At 71.0% G+C, this 19,214-nt stretch carries 16 protein-coding genes and 1 pseudogene; 9 read left to right on the top strand and 8 right to left on the bottom strand.

Annotated features, from left to right (window positions below; genetic code table 11):
* Positions 1-71: 71 nt before the first annotated feature.
* A complete protein-coding gene (locus KUTG_RS05515) occupies positions 72-3,635 on the bottom strand; it encodes a DUF6531 domain-containing protein (protein ID WP_198047029.1) in 3,564 nt (1,187 codons plus the stop codon).
* 185 nt (positions 3,636-3,820) lie between these two features.
* Between KUTG_RS05515 and KUTG_RS05510 the strand changes: the two genes are divergently transcribed.
* Positions 3,821-6,682 (top strand): AfsR/SARP family transcriptional regulator, encoded by a 2,862-nt coding sequence (locus KUTG_RS05510; protein ID WP_052394036.1) that lies wholly within the window; start codon positions 3,821-3,823, stop codon positions 6,680-6,682.
* A gap of 1 nt (position 6,683) precedes the next feature.
* Here KUTG_RS05510 and KUTG_RS05505 read toward each other — a convergent pair.
* A pseudogene (locus KUTG_RS05505) lies at positions 6,684-7,388 on the bottom strand (SDR family NAD(P)-dependent oxidoreductase).
* A gap of 94 nt (positions 7,389-7,482) precedes the next feature.
* Between KUTG_RS05505 and KUTG_RS05500 the strand changes: the two are divergent.
* Both KUTG_RS05500 and KUTG_RS05495 read left to right on the top strand, forming a co-directional pair.
* Positions 7,483-8,301, top strand: coding sequence for a LysR family transcriptional regulator (locus KUTG_RS05500; RefSeq protein ID WP_043715385.1), 819 nt, complete (start codon positions 7,483-7,485; stop codon positions 8,299-8,301).
* 466 nt (positions 8,302-8,767) lie between these two features.
* Complete coding sequence (locus KUTG_RS05495) at positions 8,768-10,324, top strand: M1 family metallopeptidase (RefSeq protein ID WP_232240677.1); 1,557 nt, start codon at positions 8,768-8,770, stop codon at positions 10,322-10,324.
* A gap of 77 nt (positions 10,325-10,401) precedes the next feature.
* Here the strand turns inward: KUTG_RS05495 and KUTG_RS05490 are convergent, their stop codons facing one another.
* Positions 10,402-11,283 carry a S1 family peptidase gene (locus tag KUTG_RS05490; protein ID WP_157494346.1) on the bottom strand — a complete coding sequence of 294 codons (882 nt, stop codon included), beginning with the start codon at positions 11,281-11,283 and terminating at the stop codon, positions 10,402-10,404.
* 183 nt (positions 11,284-11,466) lie between these two features.
* Between KUTG_RS05490 and KUTG_RS05485 the strand changes: the two genes are divergently transcribed.
* Positions 11,467-11,655, top strand: coding sequence for a hypothetical protein (locus KUTG_RS05485; RefSeq protein ID WP_043715382.1), 189 nt, complete (start codon positions 11,467-11,469; stop codon positions 11,653-11,655).
* 49 nt (positions 11,656-11,704) lie between these two features.
* The gene (locus KUTG_RS05480; protein ID WP_043728397.1) at positions 11,705-12,160 is read left to right on the top strand and encodes a pyridoxamine 5'-phosphate oxidase family protein; all 456 of its coding nucleotides are present in this window, start codon (positions 11,705-11,707) and stop codon (positions 12,158-12,160) included.
* A gap of 100 nt (positions 12,161-12,260) precedes the next feature.
* Here the strand turns inward: KUTG_RS05480 and KUTG_RS05475 are convergent, their stop codons facing one another.
* The 3 genes from KUTG_RS05475 to KUTG_RS05465 are packed head-to-tail and all read right to left on the bottom strand — an operon-like array spanning position 12,261 to position 14,718.
* Positions 12,261-12,938: a TetR/AcrR family transcriptional regulator gene (locus KUTG_RS05475; RefSeq protein ID WP_052394034.1), complete on the bottom strand. Its 678-nt coding sequence runs from the start codon at positions 12,936-12,938 to the stop codon at positions 12,261-12,263.
* A 9-nt stretch (positions 12,939-12,947) separates the two neighbouring features.
* The gene (locus tag KUTG_RS05470) at positions 12,948-14,057 is read right to left on the bottom strand and encodes a sensor histidine kinase (RefSeq protein WP_043715380.1); all 1,110 of its coding nucleotides are present in this window, start codon (positions 14,055-14,057) and stop codon (positions 12,948-12,950) included.
* The gene (locus tag KUTG_RS05465) at positions 14,050-14,718 is read right to left on the bottom strand and encodes a response regulator transcription factor (protein ID WP_043715379.1); all 669 of its coding nucleotides are present in this window, start codon (positions 14,716-14,718) and stop codon (positions 14,050-14,052) included. The genes KUTG_RS05470 and KUTG_RS05465 overlap by 8 nt, the downstream gene beginning before the upstream one ends.
* A 123-nt stretch (positions 14,719-14,841) precedes the next feature.
* Here KUTG_RS05465 and KUTG_RS05460 point away from each other — a divergent pair, with 123 nt between their 5' ends.
* From KUTG_RS05460 to KUTG_RS05455, 3 genes are read left to right on the top strand one after another with little or no spacing between them, the layout of a single operon-like run.
* Positions 14,842-15,351, top strand: a complete 510-nt coding sequence (locus tag KUTG_RS05460; RefSeq protein ID WP_052394032.1) for a TetR family transcriptional regulator — start codon at positions 14,842-14,844, stop codon at positions 15,349-15,351.
* Complete coding sequence (locus tag KUTG_RS52960) at positions 15,348-15,671, top strand: hypothetical protein (RefSeq protein WP_052394029.1); 324 nt, start codon at positions 15,348-15,350, stop codon at positions 15,669-15,671. The genes KUTG_RS05460 and KUTG_RS52960 overlap by 4 nt, the downstream gene beginning before the upstream one ends.
* Entirely contained in the window at positions 15,590-16,570 is a 981-nt protein-coding gene (locus tag KUTG_RS05455) for an MFS transporter (protein ID WP_084578927.1), read from the top strand. The genes KUTG_RS52960 and KUTG_RS05455 overlap by 82 nt, the downstream gene beginning before the upstream one ends.
* Here the strand turns inward: KUTG_RS05455 and KUTG_RS05450 are convergent.
* Complete coding sequence (locus KUTG_RS05450) at positions 16,518-18,134, bottom strand: thiamine pyrophosphate-binding protein (RefSeq protein WP_043715377.1); 1,617 nt, start codon at positions 18,132-18,134, stop codon at positions 16,518-16,520. The genes KUTG_RS05455 and KUTG_RS05450 overlap by 53 nt on opposite strands.
* Positions 18,131-18,895 carry a cyclase family protein gene (locus KUTG_RS05445; RefSeq protein WP_043715374.1) on the bottom strand — a complete coding sequence of 255 codons (765 nt, stop codon included), beginning with the start codon at positions 18,893-18,895 and terminating at the stop codon, positions 18,131-18,133. The genes KUTG_RS05450 and KUTG_RS05445 overlap by 4 nt, the downstream gene beginning before the upstream one ends.
* 52 nt (positions 18,896-18,947) lie before the next feature.
* On the opposite strand from KUTG_RS05445, the gene KUTG_RS60790 reads away from it, so the two are divergent.
* The coding region (locus KUTG_RS60790) for a hypothetical protein (protein ID WP_043715371.1) at positions 18,948-19,214 on the top strand (267 nt) is incomplete at its 3' end.

The following is a 19,214-nucleotide window of genomic DNA, read 5'->3' as shown; positions in this document are numbered from 1 at the left end:
TCACGGACGCCACGGTCTTGCCGCTGGGCAGGGTGATCGAGGAAAAACTGGTCGGCGGCGCCGGCGCCGGCCTAAAAGTGCGAGGCAACGGCTGCGGCGCCCAACGGTCCACTGTAGAGGGACACGTCGTCGATCGCGCCGGTGTAGGAGCGCTGGGCCGTGGCGCCCCAGGCCGGCCAGGAGGCCGGCGTCGTGGCGTAGGCCGCGCCGAGCTGGTTGAACGTCAGCAGCGAAGCGTCGATCTGCTTGCCGGTCAGGTCGGCGACCTTGGCGCCGTCCAGATACAGCGTCTGGGTGGTGCCCAGGGAGGAAAGCACCACCTGGTGCCACTTGCCGTCGTTCACGGCCGTGGCCGAGGTGATCGGATTGACGCTGCCGGTGGCGAACTGGCCGCGCAGCTTGCCGTCCGTGCCGACGTACAGCACGGGCACGCCGGTGGTGGAGGCGCTGCCGAGGGCCTTGTCCTGGTAGCCGAGCAGCGGACCGCCCGAGCCGGTCAGGGAGTTCTTGAACCACAGCTCCACGGCCGCGTCCCGGCTCTTCTTGACCGTGCCCTTGGGCAGCGTGACGGCCGAGGTCGTGCCGTTGAACGAGACAGCGGTGTCGGTCGTGCCGGACAGCGAACCTGCGGCGCCGAGGGTGACGTTGGAGTATGTGCCGGCGTCCTTGCCGAGGTTGACCGTCACCTCGCTGCCCGCGGCCGTACCGTCGGGTTCGCCCAGCCGCCAGTACGACTCCGGGTGCGAGTCCAGTACGGCGCTGCGATAGTGCGAACCGGCCGAGTAGCCGTAGTTGGTGCAGGCACTGGCCGGCCCGCAGACCTTGGACAGGGTGTCGCCGGTGTAGCTGTAGGCCCAGCTCAGCGGCGTGCCGTTGACCGGGTCGGTCTGCACGCCGGTGATGTGGTTGCCGGTCCAGGCGAAGCTCAGCGAGCGCCCGGCGGTGTTGGTCTGGCTGTTGGAGATCTGTGCCTTGGACAGCTTGCCGGTGTTGGTGTCGTAGGTCAGCACCATGGCGTGACCGGCGTTGTCGGTGATCCGGTTGAGCCGGCCGGCGGTGGAGAACTGGTAGGTGCTGCCGGACTTGTCCAGCAGCTTCCAGGAGGTGGAGTCCAGGGTCAGTGAAGCGGTGCGGCCGGCCGGTGCGGCGTAGCTGCCGTCGGCGTTGCGGCCGAAACGCACCTGCTGCCCGTCGGGGTAGGTGACCACCACGTTGCCGGAGCCGTCGTTGTCCGGCACCAGCTTCATGTCGTAGGTGGACGTCCAGCCCGCCCCGAACAGCCCGTCCTTGCGCGGGTCCAGGCTGTTGTAGGTGCGGGCCAGCGTCAGCTGCGGGCCGACGGTGCTGACCGAGGCGTCGACCGCGGCGGTGCTGTAGTTGCCGACCTGAGGGTCGAAGTCCTGGTGCTGCTCGCCGTAGGGCGCGCCAGACAGGTGCGAGGTGATGTCCGGCTGCGGCACCGAGGTCAGGATCGTCGAGTACGGCGAGGTGACCTCGGTGGTGGCGTCCTTGACGTACGCGCGCCACATGTACGCGTTGGTCCAGTTCAGGGTGCCGGCCGGCACGGTCCACGCCTGCTTGGTCGTGTAGCCGGAATCCGTGCAGCCGGTCGGGTTGCCGGCGTCGTCGCGCAGGCACACCTGGAACTTGAACTGCAATGACGAGCTCGGCGGCGCGTCGATGTCCAGCGCCCGCGCCCACAGTTGCGGGCTCAGCGTCGGGGCCTGGAAACCGTTGGGCGGATACAGTTCCTGCACCACCGGCGGGATGTCGAAGACCTGCAACACCAGTCGGGCCGGCGGCACCTGGTAGTCGGTGAAGACCTGGCCGCCGGTGTGGACCATGGTGAAGTCCAGGAAGTACTTGCCCGGCGGCAGCGCCTTGATCGTCGCGTCCAGGGTCACGCGGCCGTTGCGGGCCACCGTGCTGGTCAGGTTGGCGGCGCGTTGCTGCGTCACGGAAGCGCCGGTGGCGGTGTTGTAGGCGCGGTAGGCCAGGTAGTAGCTGCCCGGGGCCCAGGACTCCGCGCCCTTGTTGGTGACGGAGACCTTGATCTTGCCGTCCTGGTTCTGCAGCACCGGCGGGTTGGGCACCGGGTTCGGGATCGAGTACGAGGCGTTGTACGGGCTGTGCGTGACGTACAGCCGGGGCGGATTGGCCGTGCCGGTGCCGGTGAACCACTTGCCGGACAAGGCATCCGAGGATCCGCGGATGGACAGGCCGTTGTTGGCCTGGTCCCCGTTCACCCAGCGCTGCACCAGGTCGCGCCCGCCGGCGCCGAGGTCGAGCGTCTCGCCGGCGGTCGGGCAGTCCGAGGAGGAGTGGCCGAAGGCGATGTAGCCGTGCGCGAACGACTTGCTGGCCAGCGAGCCGCCCACCGCGGGGCCGGGCCAGCTGTAGCCGGAGCCGCCGGTCCATGAGCCGGTCACCGGGTCGACGGTGATCTCGCGCGGCTTGCAGGAGTCCGAGTTGTACTCCACCATCCACAGCTGCGCGCCGAAGATCGTGTGGTACTGGAGCTTGCTCACCAGGTCGCTGAACTTCACGTACGAGGCGGACTCGTGGCCGTTGACCGTGCCGACGAGCAGGTCCTGGTCGCCCTTGGCCGAGTCGACGCCGTCCTGCACGTACATCGCGTCGGTGCCGGAGCCGCCGTCGACCGGCATCTTGACGGTCGGGTCGACCTGGACCGGGAACTGCCGGGCCGGTTCACGCAGCCAGGCGGCGTCGAGGGTCACCTCCAGCGCCGAACCCACGAGCTTGTAGGTCACGCCGGCCGACCGGGCGGCGCCGGCGTCGAGCATGTCGCCGGCGGGAATGACCGCCTTGGTAACGCCGGTGCTGTCGGCCAGCACGACCTGGCCGTGGTCCAGGTGCGGCGCCAAGCCGTTGAGCCGCAACGGGAAGGTGAAGGTGGTCGGCGCGTCCGGCGAGTCGAGGACGAGCGTTTCCTTGACGCCGCCGGGGCGGGCCTCCAGCTTGAGGTCGACGTGCGGCCGCACGGCCGGGTACGTGATGGTGCTGTCGCTGACCGTGCCGGTGGCGGCCGCGGCGCCGTCCAGCCCGAAGGACACCTGGTGCCCGGAGCCGGTGTCGAGCGTGGCCAGCGTCGGGGAGGTGGCCGTGGGCGCGAAGTCGAGGCCGACCGAGTCGGCGGTGTTGCGCCAGCCCGACTTCCCGTCCGAGGTGAGCCGGGTGTCGATCGGCCGCCAGCCGTCGGCCGCGCGGTAGTTCACCGGCACCGTGGAGAACTCGGTGGTCTCGGTGCCGTCGGTGTTGGCGTACGTGGTGTCGAAGGCGCTGCGCGCGGACGGAATCTCCGTGCTGGTCTTCGGATCGAAGCCGGTCGTGGCCGCGGCCGGCGGCGTCGCGACGGAACCCTCGTTCTGAGGTTGATTCCAGGTTAACGACGGGTAGCGTCCGCGTAGCGACTGGGGCAACACTCGGTTGCCGGGTTTTCCGCTTGGGGCGCCTGGGGAAGCCGTTCCCCAGCGTTGCGCGGGTCCGTGCGCGTAGGGCGTGCCGCCCGGGCCGCCCCACCAGAACGGTCCGACCAAGCCGGTGGCGACCACGCCGCCCAGCAACACGATGGCCAGGCCCAATGCCGTGATCTTCATCGGCACGGTCGCCGACACCCACCAGATCCACCGCAACCCGCGTGATCTCCGTCGCCCCATGTGTCCGCGTGCCTCCCCGCTCGCCTGCGGGCGTCGACGTTGGCAGCGGCACCTGTAGCCGACCTGTACGCGAAGTGGTTTCCGGCGGTCGGCCTCGTCGCCTAGATTGGCGGCAAAGGTGGCGTAAGGCCTGAAGGGGACACATGCGGTTTCGGGTTCTCGGCCGGGTCGAGCTGCTCGACGACGCCGAATGGCGACGCATCGGCGCGGCCAAGTGGCGGTCGCTGCTGGCCGTGCTGCTGGTGGAGCGGGATCGTGTGGTGTCGAACGACAGGATCGCCGCCGAGCTGTGGGGCGAGCGTCAGCCGCGCACCGTGGACAACCAGATCTACGGCTACGTCGCCCGCCTGCGGCGGCTGCTCGGGCCCGAGCAGCTCGTCACGCAGTCACCGGGCTACCGGCTGCATGTCTACGCGGCGGACACGGACGCCGGTCAGTTCGCGGTCCTGGCCGGGCGAGGCCGGGCGGCGCTGCGTTCCGGCGACTTCGAGAGCGCTGCTCGTGACCTGGATGCGGCGCTGGAGTTGTGGCGCGGCAACCCGTACGAGGACGTGCCGGTCTCGCCGATGATCCGCGCCGAGGCCGACCGGCTGGCCGAGGCGCGGGTGGATGCGTTGGAGGACTGGGCCGAGGCACAGCTGGCCCGGGGCGAACACGGCGCGGTGCTGGCCCGGCTGGCCGACTTCATCACGCGACATCCGCTGCGGGAACGCTTGCGGCAGACGCAGATGCTGGCCCTGTACCGGCAAGGCCGGCAGGCCGAGGCCATCGGCGTCTACATCGAGCTGCGCTCACTGCTGGCCGAGGAGCTGGGCGTCGACCCGGGCGGGGCCGTGCAACGCCTGTACGAGCAGATCGTGCGGGCCGACCCGGCGTTGGCCGTGCGGCCGACGACCGCGGTCTCGCCGGTGCACCAGCTGCCGCCGGACATCCCCGATTTCACCGGCCGCGCCGACACTCTGGCCCAAGTGGTCGACGCCGTGTCCTCGGGCTCGGAGGACGGCCCGCCGCCCGTGACCGTGCTGGTCGGCGGGCCGGGCGTCGGCAAGTCCAGCCTCGCCGTGCATGCCGCGCACGCCGTGCGGCCGAGGTTCGCCGACGGGCAGCTGTACCTCGACCTCGGCGGGACGTCGGTCAGGCCAAGGGATCCCGCGATGCTGCTGGCCGAGGTCCTTGGGGCGCTGGGGGTTCGCGGCGAGTGGGTGCCCGACGATCTCAACGCTCGGGCGGCGTTGTATCGCTCCCTGCTGGCCCGAAGACGGATGCTGCTCGTGCTCGACGACGCCGCCGACGCCGGCCAGGTGCGACCCCTGTTGCCGCCCAACGGCAACTGCGCGGTGCTGATCACCACCCGAAGATCCGTGGCCGACCTGCCCGGGGCCCGGCACCTCGAACTGGACGTGTTCGCCGCGGCCGAGGCCCGTGACCTGTTCACCGCCATCGTCGGGGCGCGCCGCGTCGAGGCCGAGCCCGAGCACGCGGAGGCGATCCTGCGGGCCTGCGGGTATCTCCCGCTGGCGATCCGGATCTCCGGCGGCAAGCTGGCCGGCCGGGCGAAATGGCCGTTACGGGCGCTTCGGGAGCGCCTTGACGACGAGTCGCAGCGGCTGGACGAGCTGCGGGTGGGGGAGTCGGGGGTGCGGGCCAGCTTCGAGCTGAGCCTGCGGTCGCTGCCCGACGACGCCGCACGGGGCTTCGCGCTGCTGGGCCTGTCCTGCGCGCGGTCGGTGCCGGCGTGGGTGCTGGGGCCGTTGCTGGGGCGGGCTCGGGCGGACGACGTGATGGACGTGCTGCTCGACGCCAGCCTGGTCCAGGTCGTCGACACCGATGTGACCGGCCAGCTCCGCTACCAACTGCCCAGTTTGTTGCGGGCCTACGCCGTCGAGGTGGCCGGCGGGTACTCGCTGGAGGACCGCCGGGCCGCGGTCGTCCGCCTGCTCGGGGCGTGGCTGTACGTGGCGGAGAAGGCGGCGGAGTCGCTGCCGCCGAGCCTGTTCCGACCCACACCGGGGAGTTCAGTTCGGGTCAAGGCACCGGTCGACGTTGGGCGCGATCCGCTCGGCTGGTTCGAGGCCGAACGAGCGACGGCCCTCGACGCGGTCGCGCTGGCGGCCGAATGGGGCCTGGACGAGCTGGCCTGGGAGCTGGCCGCCGCCATGGTGTCGTACTACGACCTGCGCAGCCTGCACCAGGAGTGGTTGCGGGGCCACGAAATCGCCCTCGGGGCTGTGCGCAAGGCCGGCAACCTCAAGGGCGAGGCCGTGCTGCTGACCGAGCTCGCCCAGGTGCAGATCTACCGGGACCAGTTCGACACCGCCGTCCCCACCCTGCACCGGGCCCTGGAGCTCTACCGCGGGCTCGGTGATCGTCGAGGCGAGGCCCTGGCCACCGGCGCCCTCGCAACCATCGAGCGCTTTCGTGGCCGCCACGCCGACGCCCTCGACCACGCCCGGCAGGCCCTGGAGTTGGTGATCGCGGCCGGCGACCGGCACATCGAGGCCCAGCTGCGTAACGGCATCGCCGTTATCCACCTGGCCCAGGGCTCCGCCGCCGAGGCCGAGACCTGGTTCGAGAGCGCGTTGCAGCTGTCCCGGCAGACCGGCGACGTGCACCGGGAAGCCGTGGTGCTGCGGGAGATGAGCCAGCTGTCGCCCGACCGCGCCCTCGAACGCCTGCGCGCTGCCCACGACATGTTCGAGCAGCTCGGCGACGACCGTTGCCTGGCCTACACCCTGCTGCGGATGGGCCAGGTCTACGCCGCCCTCCGCGATGGCTTCCAGACCGCCGTGGTGCTCACCCGCGCCGCGACCTGGTTCCAGCGCGACGGCGACCGCATGGGTGAGGCCAGTTGCTGGCAGCTGCTCGGCGAGCTCGACATCGGCTACGAGAACCGCGCCGCCGCCCGCCTGCACCTCGGGCGCGCCCTGGCCCTGTGGCAGACCTTCGGCGCCGAGGAGCCCGCCCTGTCGGTGCGGGCCCGGCTGGAGGAGCTCGAGGTCGGCTGACTCACCAGGGCACCGGGCCGTCGTCGTCGAAGCAGCCGCCGGTGGGGCCGTCGTCGGGCCGGGTCGCGAGCCGGATGGCGATCGCCGCCCCCCTGCTCGGCCGCGCGGACGCCCCGGAAGCCGTTGAAGTCGGTCGCGCAGTAGCCGGGGCAGCCGGCGTTGACCCGGAAGTCCGGCAGCTTCTTGGCGTACTGCACGGTGACGGCGTTGAGAAAGGTCTTCGACGGCCCGTAGGCGGCGGTCAGCGGGCTCGTGGCCACCTCGTCGTCGGAATCGACCTGCTGCGTGACCGAGCCGGCATGGCTGGACATGTTCACGATCCGCGGCGACGTCGAACGCCGAAGCAGCGGCAGCATCGCGTTGGTCACGCGGATGACCCCGAACACGTTGGTCTCCACGGCATTCCGCACCGCCGCCAGGTCCACAGTGGACGTGTCGGACGGCAGTCCGCCGTCGACGCCGGCGTTGTTGACCAGCACGTCCAGCCGACCGATCAGCTCGACCGCGGCGGCCACGCTGCCGTCGTCGGTCACGTCCAGCGGCACGCTGAACGCGTCGACACCCGCCGCGCGCAGCTTCTCCACGGCGGTCTCTCGTCGGTCGTCACCCCGCGCGCCGACCCCGACGCGCCAGCCGAGGGCGCCGCGATCTCGTGCCCGATGCCCTTGCCCGCGCCGGTGACCAGCGCGGTCTTCTGTTCACTCACACCCCTGATGCTGCGTCGGCCGGGCGTCGGAACTCCAACACCGTCTCGGTGCGCTTCGATACCGCACCAGTATCGAGACAGGTACCGTGCCGGTATGGAGACGCGTGAGCTGCGGTACTTCGTGGCCGTCGCCGAAGAACGGCACTTCGGGCGGGCGGCGCAGCGGCTCGGGATCGCGCAACCGCCGCTGTCCCGGGCGATCCAACAGCTCGAACGCCGCCTGGGTGTAACGCTGCTGGACCGGGCCAACCGGACCGTCGCGCTGACCGAGGCCGGGGCCGTGCTGCTGTGCGAGGGGCGGGCCGCCCTGGCCGCAGTCGAGGCCGCCACCCGTCGGACCCGCCGCGCCGGCAGCGGTCTGGTCCTCGCCATGAAGGCCGGCGCGTCGACCGAGCTGCTCCGGCGGCTGCTCGACACGTACGGCGAACCGGTCGAGGTGGTGCTGTGCGGAATCGCCGAGCAGGCGCGGATGCTGCGGGACGGGCGGGCCGACGCGGCGCTGCTGCACCTGCCGTTCGACGCCACGACCGGCTTCGACACCCAAGCGCTGCACACCGAAGGCCAAGTGGTGGTCCTGCCACCCGGCCATGCTCTTGCCGACCGACCGCATCTGCTCACGGCTGAGACCGCCGCGCTGCCGCTGGCCCGCTGGCCCGGCCCCGACGGCGAGTTCGTCGACGGCCCCGGCCCGCAGGTGCGGGACAGCGCCCAGCTGTACGAGCTGATCGCCCTCGGCCGGGCCGCCGCCATCGTGCCGGAGTCGTCGGGAACGCACCTGCACCGCGATCTGCCGGCCGTGCCGCTGATCGACGCGCCGACCGTCACGACGGTGATCGCATGGCCGCCGCACAGCCGTTCCCGGGCCCTGGCCGCATTCGTACATGCGGCCGGCCTCATAGGTCAGGCGGCCTGAGCACCTGCCCCAGGACGGTCGAAGGGGGTTCGGCTGCTGGCGCGGCCTTGGAACTGGTCCGCGGCTTCGGGTTCCGGCTGATAGGCCGCCATCCGATCGAATTGTCCCCGCCTGGGTGGAAACAGTACTGATGGCGGGTTGTTGGCCGAACGGGCAACCGGGAACCTGTCCGTGGCCCCGACGGGCGGGGCCACGAAAGGAATCCCCATGAGACGCCGGGCGTTGCATGCTGCCCTCACGCTGGCGGTCGGACTTTTCGGACTTGTGGCGGTGACCCCGCCGGCGCAGGCCGCGGCCTGCGGTGACCAGGTGATCGGCAACGCCGGCTTCGAGGACGCCGGCACGTGGACCGGGTCGACCGCCGCGATCGTCGCCTCCACCACGGCGGAGCCGTCGCACGGCGGGGCCAGGCTGGGCCCGGCTCGACGGCATCGGGCGGCACCCACACGACATCCTGTCTCAGTCGGTGACGCTGCCCGGCGGCTGCTCGTCGGCGAGTCTGACGTTCTGGTCGCACATCGACACCAAGGAGACGACCACCAGCACCAAGTACGACACGCTGGCGGTGCAGATCGGCTCCGACACCGTGGCCAGTTACTCCAACCTGGACAAGAACACCGGCTACGTGCAGCGGACCGTCGACGTGTCGCGCTACCTCGGCCAGACGGTGACGCTGAGCCTGACCGGCCGCGAGGACTCCAGCCTGGCCACCAACTTCGCGCTGGACGACTTCGCCCTGACCACCGGCACCGGCGGGCCGCCGCCCACCGACACCACCCGCACGCCGATCAACCCGGCGTACACGGTGAACCTGACGTCCAACACCGCGGGCGACACCTGGACCGGGCACCAGAGCGTGACCTTCACCAACGGCTCCGCGACCGCACTGCCCGAGGTCTACCTGCGGCTGTGGGACAACTACCACGGCTCCTGCCCGACAACGCCGATCACCGTCACCAACCTGACCGGCGGCACCGCGTCGGCGCTGACGGTCGGCTGCACCGCGATGAAGGTGACGCTGCCGACCCCGTTGGCGCAGAACCAATCCGCCACCATCGCGTTCGACCTGAGCATCGTGGTGCCCAGCGGGGCCGACCGGTTCGGCCACGACGGCGCCTTCAACATGGTCGGCAACGCGCTGCCAGTGCTGGCCGTGCGCGACGGCTCGGGCTGGCACCTGGACCCGTACACCAACAACGGCGAGTCGTTCTACACGGTCATCGGCGACTTCGACGTGACCCTGGTGCACCCGACCAGCCTGCTCACGCCGGCCACCGGCACCTCGACCGAGACCACCAGCGGCAGCACCACGACCACGCACGCGGTGGCCTCCAAGGTCCGTGACTTCGCCTGGGCCGCAGGGCCTTTCGCGAAGATCACCAAGACCTCCGGCAAGGGTGTGCGGGTCAACGTCTACTCGGTCAGCGGGATCTCCAGCAGCAACGCCACCTCCATGCTCAACCTGGCCGCCGACGCCGTCGACGTCCACTCCGGACGGTTCGGCGACTACCCGTACGGCGAGCTGGACGCCGTCATCGACAACAACTTCTGGTTCGGCGGCATGGAGTACCCGGGCTTCGTGATGGACCTCGTGTCCACTGTGGCCCTGCCGCACGAGATCGCGCACCAGTGGTTCTACGGCATCGTCGGCGACGACGAGTACAACTCGCCGTGGCTGGACGAGGGCTTCACCGACTACGCCACGGATCTCTACCGCGGCGTGACCGGCGCCGGCTGCTCGATCAGCTGGCAGTCCAGCGCCGAGAAGCTGACCAACTCGATGGCCTACTGGGACGCGCACTCGTCCCGGTACTCCACCGTGGTCTACAACTACGGCAAGTGCACCCTGCACGACCTGCGGCGGCTGATCGGCGACACGGCGATGACCACCCTGCTCAAGTCGTACGCCCAGTCCCACTGGTACGGCGTGTCCACCGTGGCCGAGTTCAAGGCCGCGGCCCAGGCGGCGGCCGGCTCGACCGACCTCACGTCGTTCTGGACCTCGCACCGCGTGGAGGGCTGAGGCGGCCCACTGATGCAGGGAAGGACGCCTTACCCGCGTTCAACGAGGGTAAGGCGTCCTTCCCCGCATGGCGGGGGTCAGCGGGCCGGGTCGATCTGCTGGTGGATCCAGGTGAACACGACGTCCACCCGGGCGACGACCTCCAGGCCGGGCTGCGGGCAGGCCGGGCCGTTGTCCACGATGGCCACCAGCGTGCCGGTCACGTTGTCCTCGGAGACGAAGAACGGGCCGCCGGAGTCGTCGGGGCAGGGGCTGTTCTCCACCGTGCGGGCCACGGTCGGCTCGGCGTCGAGCACGGTGCTGTGCAGCACCTTGACCCGGAACTGGCCGCGCTTGAGGTGGTCGGACGGGGCGACGACGGTCGGCGAGGTGGAGCCCCAGCCGGCGAACTGCAGCGGCAGGCCGACGGCCGGCGGCTTGCTGGCCAGCTCCAGCGGCTTGATGTCGGTCACGGCCTTGTCCAGCCTGACCACGGCCAGGTCGTTGAGCGGGGACTGGCGGACGTCCACCACCGTCGCGCTTTCCCCGCCCGGATCGCTGTCCTTGAGCTTTCCCAGCGTCACGGTCATGTGATATTGGGGCGCGCCGCCGATCCTTACATCATTCACGTCATGAAAGCAATGGCCCGCGGTCACTACCCATTCCGGCGCAATCAGTGAACCGCTGCACGCCCCGCTGCGTATCCCGCCGCCGGGCAGCGGAATGTCCTGCGAGGTGAGTTTCGCGTTGAACGGCAGCACCGCGCTCGGGCCGGGCGGCGGTGTCGTCGTGGTGGCCGTGACGACCTTTGGCTGCTGGGCCGGGCGGTCGGTGCTACCGGTCGTGAGCACGGCATTACGCGGCACGGTCCGTGACGGAGTGCTCACGGTGTATGCGCAGGCGATGCCCGCGCCGAGTACGGCCGCGGCCGCGATGGCCCCCAGGCGCACGGGCGCCGGCCGGCGCGAAAGCGTGCTCATGTCTGGTTGATACGTGCGTGATGGCGAAAAGGTTGCGTGATTCGCGGAATATGCGACCCGGTTCACGGACGAACGTTCCCGAACGGACAACTGCCGGTCGTTAGTGGACGCCGATGTCCACGTCGCGGAATTGTCCCGGGCCGTCCGAAATAAACCCCGGTCCATGGACGAGGACTGGGACAGGTGGCTGGGGCCGTCGTCGCGTACTTCGACCTGAACCGCTACCCCGTCGGCGCCGTGCGCCGGGGCGTGGCCGGCGGGACCGTGATCGTCGACCCGGGCACCGACGAGCAGTGGATCCCGGTGCGGGGCGCCGACGGGACCGGCGACCTGGTGCCGGCCGTGCTGATCATCGACGTGGAGCCGGACTGATGGCGGCGGACCTGTGGCGTCCGGCGTCCTGGCGCGCGATCATGGGCGCATGACCGCGTGGCGGGACGTCGAGCAGGCCGAGCCCGAGTTCGCACGGCGCGTGCGGGCCCTGCTCGACGCGCATCGGCACAAGACCATCGCCACGCTGCGGGCCGACGGCTCGCCACGCATCTCCGGCATCGAGGTCGTGTTCGAGGACGGCGAGCTGGTGTTCGGGTCCATGGCCCGGGCCCGCAAGGGCGCCGACCTGCGGCGGAACCCCCGGTTCGCCCTGCACGGCGCCACCGTCGACCCGGTCGACGGCCAGGAGGCGGCGTGGCCGGGCGAGGCCAAGATCGCCGGCCGGGCCGTGTCGGCCGGGCCGGTCACCGAAGGGCCGGACGGGGACAAGTTCCGGGCCGACATCACCGAGGTCGTGCACACCCACCTGAACGAGGCGGCGACGCTGCTGGTGGTCGAGTGGTGGACGCCGGCCGACGGCCTGCGCCGGATCGAGCGCGAGTAGCCCCACCTGAGTGGCTCATTTCGCCTTTTGCGCCTACGTGAGTGGCTCAGGTGGCGCTTGGCGCGACACGAGCCACTCACGTGCGGGACGGGGGCGTAGCTCAGCGGCGGCGAAACTTCATCAGGTCCGTGTCGGCGAGGCCGGCGGACGGCAGGGCGGTGGGCTCGGTGCGGGACGGGCGCAGGCCGTCGAGGATGAAGCCGAGGGCGCGGCGGTGGAGCTGGGGCCGCTCCTCGCCGCCGAAGGCCATGGCCGCCTGCACGGCCAGCGACAGCACCATCATGTCGCTGGCCTGGAAGTCCTTGCGCAGCACGCCGGCGCGCTTGGCCCGGCGCACCAGCTTGATCAGGTGCACGCCCATCGTCTCGTGGTTGCGCTCCAGCAGCTCGGCCAGCCGGGTCGGGGGAGTGCCGCGAGCCCAGCCCAGCGACTCGGTGTAGCCGCCGGTGGTGAGCTCCCGCAGGCCCCGGTCGGTGGCCAGCTCCAGAGTGGACTGCTCGAAGAACTGGACGAAGCCGTCCCAGACGTCGGTGGCGAGGCTGGCCCGTTCGGCCAGCTTCTCGGTGGCGTGGACGCGGTCGGCGTAGACGTCGTGGATCAGGTCGTCCTTGTTGGCGAACCGCCGGTACACGGTGCCGACACCCACACCGGCGTGCTTGGCCACGTCGGCCAGCGTGGCGCCGAGGCCCTGCGCGGCGAACACCTCGGCCGCGGCCGTGAGCACCCGCTCCAGATTGGTCCGCGCGTCCCGCCGCAGCGGAACCTCATCCGACGACACTCCGGCAGGTTATCGGACCCCGACGACGGAGTTCTCACCCTCGGTGGCCCCGGGAAGGCGGATCGTGACGACGAGACCACCGGTGGGGCGGGGTGTGAGTTCGAGGGCGCCGTCGTGAGCCCGGACGACGCTGTGCACGATGGCCAGCCCGAGACCGACGCCGGCGTGCTCGTCGGTGCGCACCCGTTCCGTGCCGCGCTGGAAGGGTTCGGTCAGGGTCGGCACCAGGTCGGCGGGGAGCGGATGGCCGGTGTTCTCGACCCGGATCACGGCCGCCGAGGGCTGCGATTCGGTGTGCACGGTGACGGTGCCGCCGGCGGCCAGGTTGTGCACGATGGCGTTCTGCACGAGGTTCGTGATCATGCGCAGGATCAGCGCGGCGGAGCCGACAACAGGTGTTGTCGGGCCGGTGACGTCGAGGGTGATCCGGCGTTGTTCGGCCAGCGGGAGCAGCGTCTCGGCGGCCTCCTCGGCGATGAGGGAGAGGTCGACGGGCTCGCGGGCGAAGCTCCCGCCGTCGCTGCGGCTGAGCAGCAACAGGGCCTCGGTGAGGTCGATGGCCCGCGTGTTGACGGTGTGCAGGCGTTCGATGAGCTCGGCCTTGTCCCGCGTGGGGTCGTTGCGGGCGACGTCCAGCAGCGTCCGCGAGATGGCCAGCGGGGTCCGCAGCTCATGGGAGGCGTTGGCCGCGAACCGCTGGTGTTCGGCGACGTGTGATTCGAGTCGTTCGAGCATGGTGTCGAACACGTCGGCGAGCTCGCGGAACTCGTCCTTGCGGCCGGCCAGGCGGATCCGATGGGACAGCGTTCCGTTCGAGGCTTTCCGTGCGGCGTCGGCGATCCGGGTCAGCGGCGCGAGCATCCGGCCGGCCAGCAGCCAGCCGCCCAGGAGGCCGACCACCAGCAGGAAGATCATGGCCACGGCCGCGGCGGGCGTGAAGATCCGCACGAGCAGGTAGCGGTTGGGGTCGATTCCCAGCAGGCCCTTGCTCTTGTCGGGGATGTAGCGCAACAGGAACATCCACACCACGACCAGCAGCGCGGCGCCGGCGATGAGGAGGAACCCGGCGTAGCTGAGGGCGAGTTTCCAGCGGGCGCTGAGCCCAGGGCGCCTAGTCATCGGCGTTGTCGATGCGGTAGCCGACGCCGGGCACCGTGGCGATCAGCCAGGGCTCGCCCAAACGCTTACGCAGCGCGGAAACGGTGATGCGGACGGCGTTGGTGAAGGGATCGGCGTTGTTGTCCCAGGCCCGTTCCAGCAGCTCCTCGGCGCTGACCACACCGCCCTCGGCGGCGACGAGCACTTCGAGCACGGCGAACTGCTTACGCGTCAACGCGACGTAGCGCCCGTCGCGGAAAACCTCACGGCGGAAGGGATCCAGCCGCAGGCCGGCGATCTCGCTCACCGGCGGCCGGGCATGCGCGCGCCGTCGGTCCAGCGCCCGCAGCCGCATGACCAGCTCGCGCAGGTCGAACGGCTTGGTGAGGTAGTCGTCGGCGCCGAGGCCGAAGCCGGAGGCCTTGTCGTCGATCCGGTCGGCCGCGGTCAGCATGAGGATCGGCATGCCGCTGCCGGCGGCGACGATGTGCCGGGCCACCTCGTCGCCGGAGGGGCCGGGGATGTCGCGGTCGAGCACCGCCAGGTCGTAGGAGTTGACGCCGAGCAGCTCCAACGCGGTGTTGCCGTCGCCCGCGATGTCGGCCGCGATCGCCGCCAGCCGGAGGCCGTCCCGGACGGCTTCGGCCAGGTAGGGCTCGTCCTCCACGATCAGCACGCGCATCGACGCAGCCTAGGCCGCCGGGCCTATCGCGGGCGTATGCGTTGCCAACATACGTGCATGCATGTATGAATAACGTCGTGCGACGAACCGCGGAGGAGTCCGCCCGGACCCCGGGCCGCTCTGATGGACGCGGCCCTGTTCGTGTTCGCCGAGACGGGCGTGGCCAACGCCCGGCTGGTGGACATCGCGGCCAGGGCCAACGTGACCAGAGGCGCCGTGTACCACCACTTCGCGGACAAGATGGCGCTGTTCGGGGCCATCCTGGCCGAGTCGTGGGACGCGTTGACGGTGTCGGTGTGGGCCGAACTCGACGGAGAGGGCCCGGTCCGCGAGCGGCTGACCGCGTTCCTCGTGGCCTGGCTGCGTGATCTGCGGGAGAACGAGCGGTTCCGCGCGCTGCTGACGATCACGATGAGCGGCAGCGTGCCGAAGCCGGCCGACATGGACGACGAGATCGAGATCCGGGCCTATCACGACTGGCGCGACCGTCTGGCCCGGCACGTCTCGCCCCACGCGGCGTCGAGCCTGCTGGCCTGGCTGTGCGGCACGGCCATGCTCGCGGCAGCCGACACGGACCTGCTGCCGCCCGCCGATCCCGACGGGGTCGAATCACTGCTCAGGGGGATGCTGTGACCACCACCAAACCCGGAACCACCACCAAGCCCGGCGCCGCCGTCGCGGTCACGACGATCGCGCTCGGCGTCGACATGTTCCTGTACGGCTCGATCGTGCCGATCCTGCCCAGACTGCCGGCGGTCAACGGATCGGCGCTGATCTCCGGCCTGCTGTTCACCGCCTACGCGGCCGCGCTGCTGGTGGCCACGCCGTTCGTCGGCATCTGGGTCGACCGTTTTCTTTTTCTCGGCCGGCGATGCTCGCCGGCCTGGTCGGACTCGCCGTCACGACGGTGTTGTTCGCCGGTGTGGCCGGCGGCAGCCTGGCAGTGCTGCTGATTGCCCGGGTGGCCCAGGGAATGGCCGCCGCGGCGTCCTGGATCGCCGGCCTCGCGCTCATCGCCGCCACGCACGACGCCAGTCGCCGGGGCCGGGTCATGGGTCTGGCCCTGTCGGCCATCGGCATCGGCGTGCTGCTCGGGCCCGGCATCAGCGGTGCGCTGGCCGACGCTTTCGGCACCGCTGCGCCATTCCTGGTCGTGGCCGCGTTGGCCGCCGCCGATGCCGTGGCCCGGTTGGTCCTCATCAAGCCCATGGCGGTGGCGGAAAGCCGTACTCCACTGAGGGCTGTCCTTCGTGGACCCAACGTGCCCCTGCTGGTGCTGTTGACCGCCGTCGGCGCCGGCAGCATCGCCTTCCTGGAACCGATTCTGCCGCTGCACCTGAGCGGTCTCGGCCTCGACTCCACGATGATCGGCCTCGTGTTCAGCGCCGGCGCCCTCGTCGGCGCGATAGGGGCGCCGCTGGCCGGCCTCTGGGCCGACAAGCTGCGCCCCGCCCCGGCCGCCGCCATCGGCGCGGTGGTCGCCGCCGTCGGATTCCTGTTGGCCGGCATGGGATCCACCGTCGTCAGCATCATCGGCGTGCTCATCGTCGACTTCGGCGCCACGCTCGTGCTCGCGCCTACCCTCGTCCTCATCGGTGTGCTGGCCGAGCACTCCAGCCCGCCGGCCTACGGCGCCGCGTACGCCCTCTACAACCTCGCCTACACCACCGGCCTTGCCATCGCGCCCATCGCCTCGGGCACGACGGCCAGGCTGCTCAGCGTGCCGACCGCCACCATCGCGGCCGCGGTCGTCGTCGCCGTGCTGTCGTTGGGAGCCTTCGCTGTGCGGAGCGGGAACGTCAGTGACCGTGGAACGCCTCGGCCAGCCACCACGAGCCGCCGTCCTCGATGATCTTCGCGTCGATCACCAGCGGGGTGTCGCGGGGGCCGTCGAGCCAGTCCTGCACGGGTGTGAGGTCGGCGGCGGTGCGGACGGTGAGGCCGGTGCAGCCGAAGCCGCGGGCGATGGCGGCGATGTCGGTGGGTGGGAAGCGGACGGTGGCGTGGTCGCCGGTGAAGTGGTGCACCTCGGCGCCGTAGGCGGCGTCGTTGTAGACGATCACCACCATCGGCAGGCCAAGGCGGGCCACGGTTTCCAGCTCGCCGGCGGCCATGTGGAAGCCGCCGTCGCCCAGCGCGGCGACGGGCAGCCGGTCGGGGCGGGCGACGGCGGCGCCGATGGCCGTGGCCAGGCCGAGGCCGATGGACTGGAACGCCTGGGTGAAGCAGAACCCGAACTCGTCCGGCACGGACAGATAAGCGCTGGGATAGCCCATGAAGTTGCCGGAGTCGACGGAGACGATCCGCTCCGCCGGCAACATCCGGTCCAGCTCCGACGACAGCGTGCGGGGATCGATGAGCTCCGAAGTGGACTCATCGGCGAAGTCGGCGGCCGACCACCGGGCCCGCGAGGCGATGCGTTCGCGGAGCTCGGGGGAGCGGTAGCCGGTCTTCACGCCGTCCAGGCCGGCCAGCACCGCCCGGGCCGTCATTGCTGAGTCGCCGACCACGCCGACGTCGACGGGTCGGTGCGCGCCGAGGGCGTCCTCGTCCAGATCGACCTGCGCCAGCCGGGCCGAGGGGCCGATCAGCTTGCCCTGCCGAGTGGTCCACCGGTTCAAGGCACAGCCCCAGCCGACCAGCAGATCGGCGTCACGGATCAACTCCGCGGCCAGCGGCGACGAGAAGCCGCCGGAAATGCCCAGCGCCCAAGGGTCTTCGTGAAACAGGCCGTGAGCCACGGCCGACGTCGCCAGCAACGCGCCGCAGGCGTCGGCCAGGGCCCGAATCTCCGCCCCGGCGCCGCGCCCGCCGCGGCCGGCGACGAACACCGGCCGCTCGGCGGCGGCGATCAGGGCCGTCAGCTCCGCGACATCAGGTGTTGTCGGGCGCGGATAGGCCTTCAGCGCGACGGACTTCAGCTCCGCCCCGGTCATCGCCTGCACGTCAACCGGCAGGTTGAGCACGATCGTGCGCCGCTCGAACCGCGCAGTGTGCACGGCGCGAATGGTGTCGACAACAACTGTTGTCGGGTCGGTGATCCGCATCGGGACAGCGCCGACGGACCGGGCCAACGCCTCCTGGTCGATGCGGAAGTTGTTGAGGGGATCGGACTCCGGCGACTCGGCCGTGAGCACGATCATCGGCGTCCGGCTCTTCGCCGCCTCCCCGATCCCCGTGACGGCATTGGTCAGCCCGCACCCCTGGTGCGTCGACACCAGCGTGAGCCGGCCGGTCATCCGCGCGCAGGCATCGGCCGCGGTGGCCGCCGCCCCCTCGTGCCGGGTGGCGTAGAAGGGGACACCGGCGTCCCGCAGGGCGTTCGTGACGTGGAAGTTCCCGCTGCCCACGACCCCGAACACCGGGCCGACGCCCAGGTCCGCCAGCACCCGACCGACGGCCTCGGCGACGATCACGCCCGCTCCACGAACGCGTACACGCGGGCCGGACTGCCCGAGCCGCCGACGATCGGCAGCGGCGACACCACCAGCACCACGCCCGTCGGCGGCAGCTGCGCGAGGTTGCGCAGCTGCGTGAGCCCGCACTTTCCCGCGCCCAGCAAGCGATTGTGGCACGGGAACATCGGCTCCAGCTCCGCCGCCCGCCCCGCGTCCGTGCCGACCGTCTCCACACCGAAGCCGACGATCGGCGCCTCCTCGGCCAGCCACCGCGCGCACTCCGGCGACACGCCCGGGCTGTGTTGGCCGTTGAGGAAGCTCTCCTGGTCGCCCGATCGCGCGTCCCAGCCCGTCCGGTACAGCAGCCAGCCCCCGTCCGGCAGCGGCCCGTGCTCGCGTTCCCACTCCCGCACATCGTCGACGCTCAGCAGGAAGTCCGGATCCTCGGCCACCTTGGCCGACGCGTCCAGCACCACCGCCGGGGCCACCAGCGTGCGCAGCGGGATCTCGTCCACGCTGTCGCCGTCCCGGCCCGACACCCAGTGGTTCGGGGCGTCGACGTGCGTGCCGACGTGCTCGCCGGTGTGGATGTCGTTCCAGTACCAGGCCGGGCCCCGGTCGTCGTAGCGGCTGATCTCCTCCAGCCGGAAGCTCGTCGTGTTCGCGAACGGCGGCGGCAGCTGGAGCACCGGCGTGCTCGCCGACAGCGGCGCGGTGAGGTCCACGACCTCCACGTTCCCACCCGCCAGCGCCGTCACCAGATCGGTCAACACGGCCATGGTCTGCCTCCTTGACTCGGGACCTACCGGATCCTCTCCTAACCTGGCACCCATGACCACCGACAACGGGCAGCCGTTCCGCCGCGCCGTGCAGGCTCCCGTCCGCCGCGCGGCCGACGAGTTCCGCCGGCTCGCCGACGCCCTGGACGCCGCGGCCGCCGAGGTCGAGGTGCTGGATCGGGGTCTCGGGCCGCATCCCGCCGCCGACCTGGCCCGCACCGTCGTCCAGCAGATCCAGGCCGTCGGCGCGCAGGTCGACTACGGCACCCTGCTGCGGGCCGCCGCCGACCTCGACGCCGTCCTCATGGGCGCCCCGCTG

The organism is Kutzneria sp. 744, from assembly GCF_000568255.1.
Lineage (GTDB): Bacteria > Actinomycetota > Actinomycetes > Mycobacteriales > Pseudonocardiaceae > Kutzneria.
This window is presented reverse-complemented; position numbering and strand designations above follow the sequence as displayed.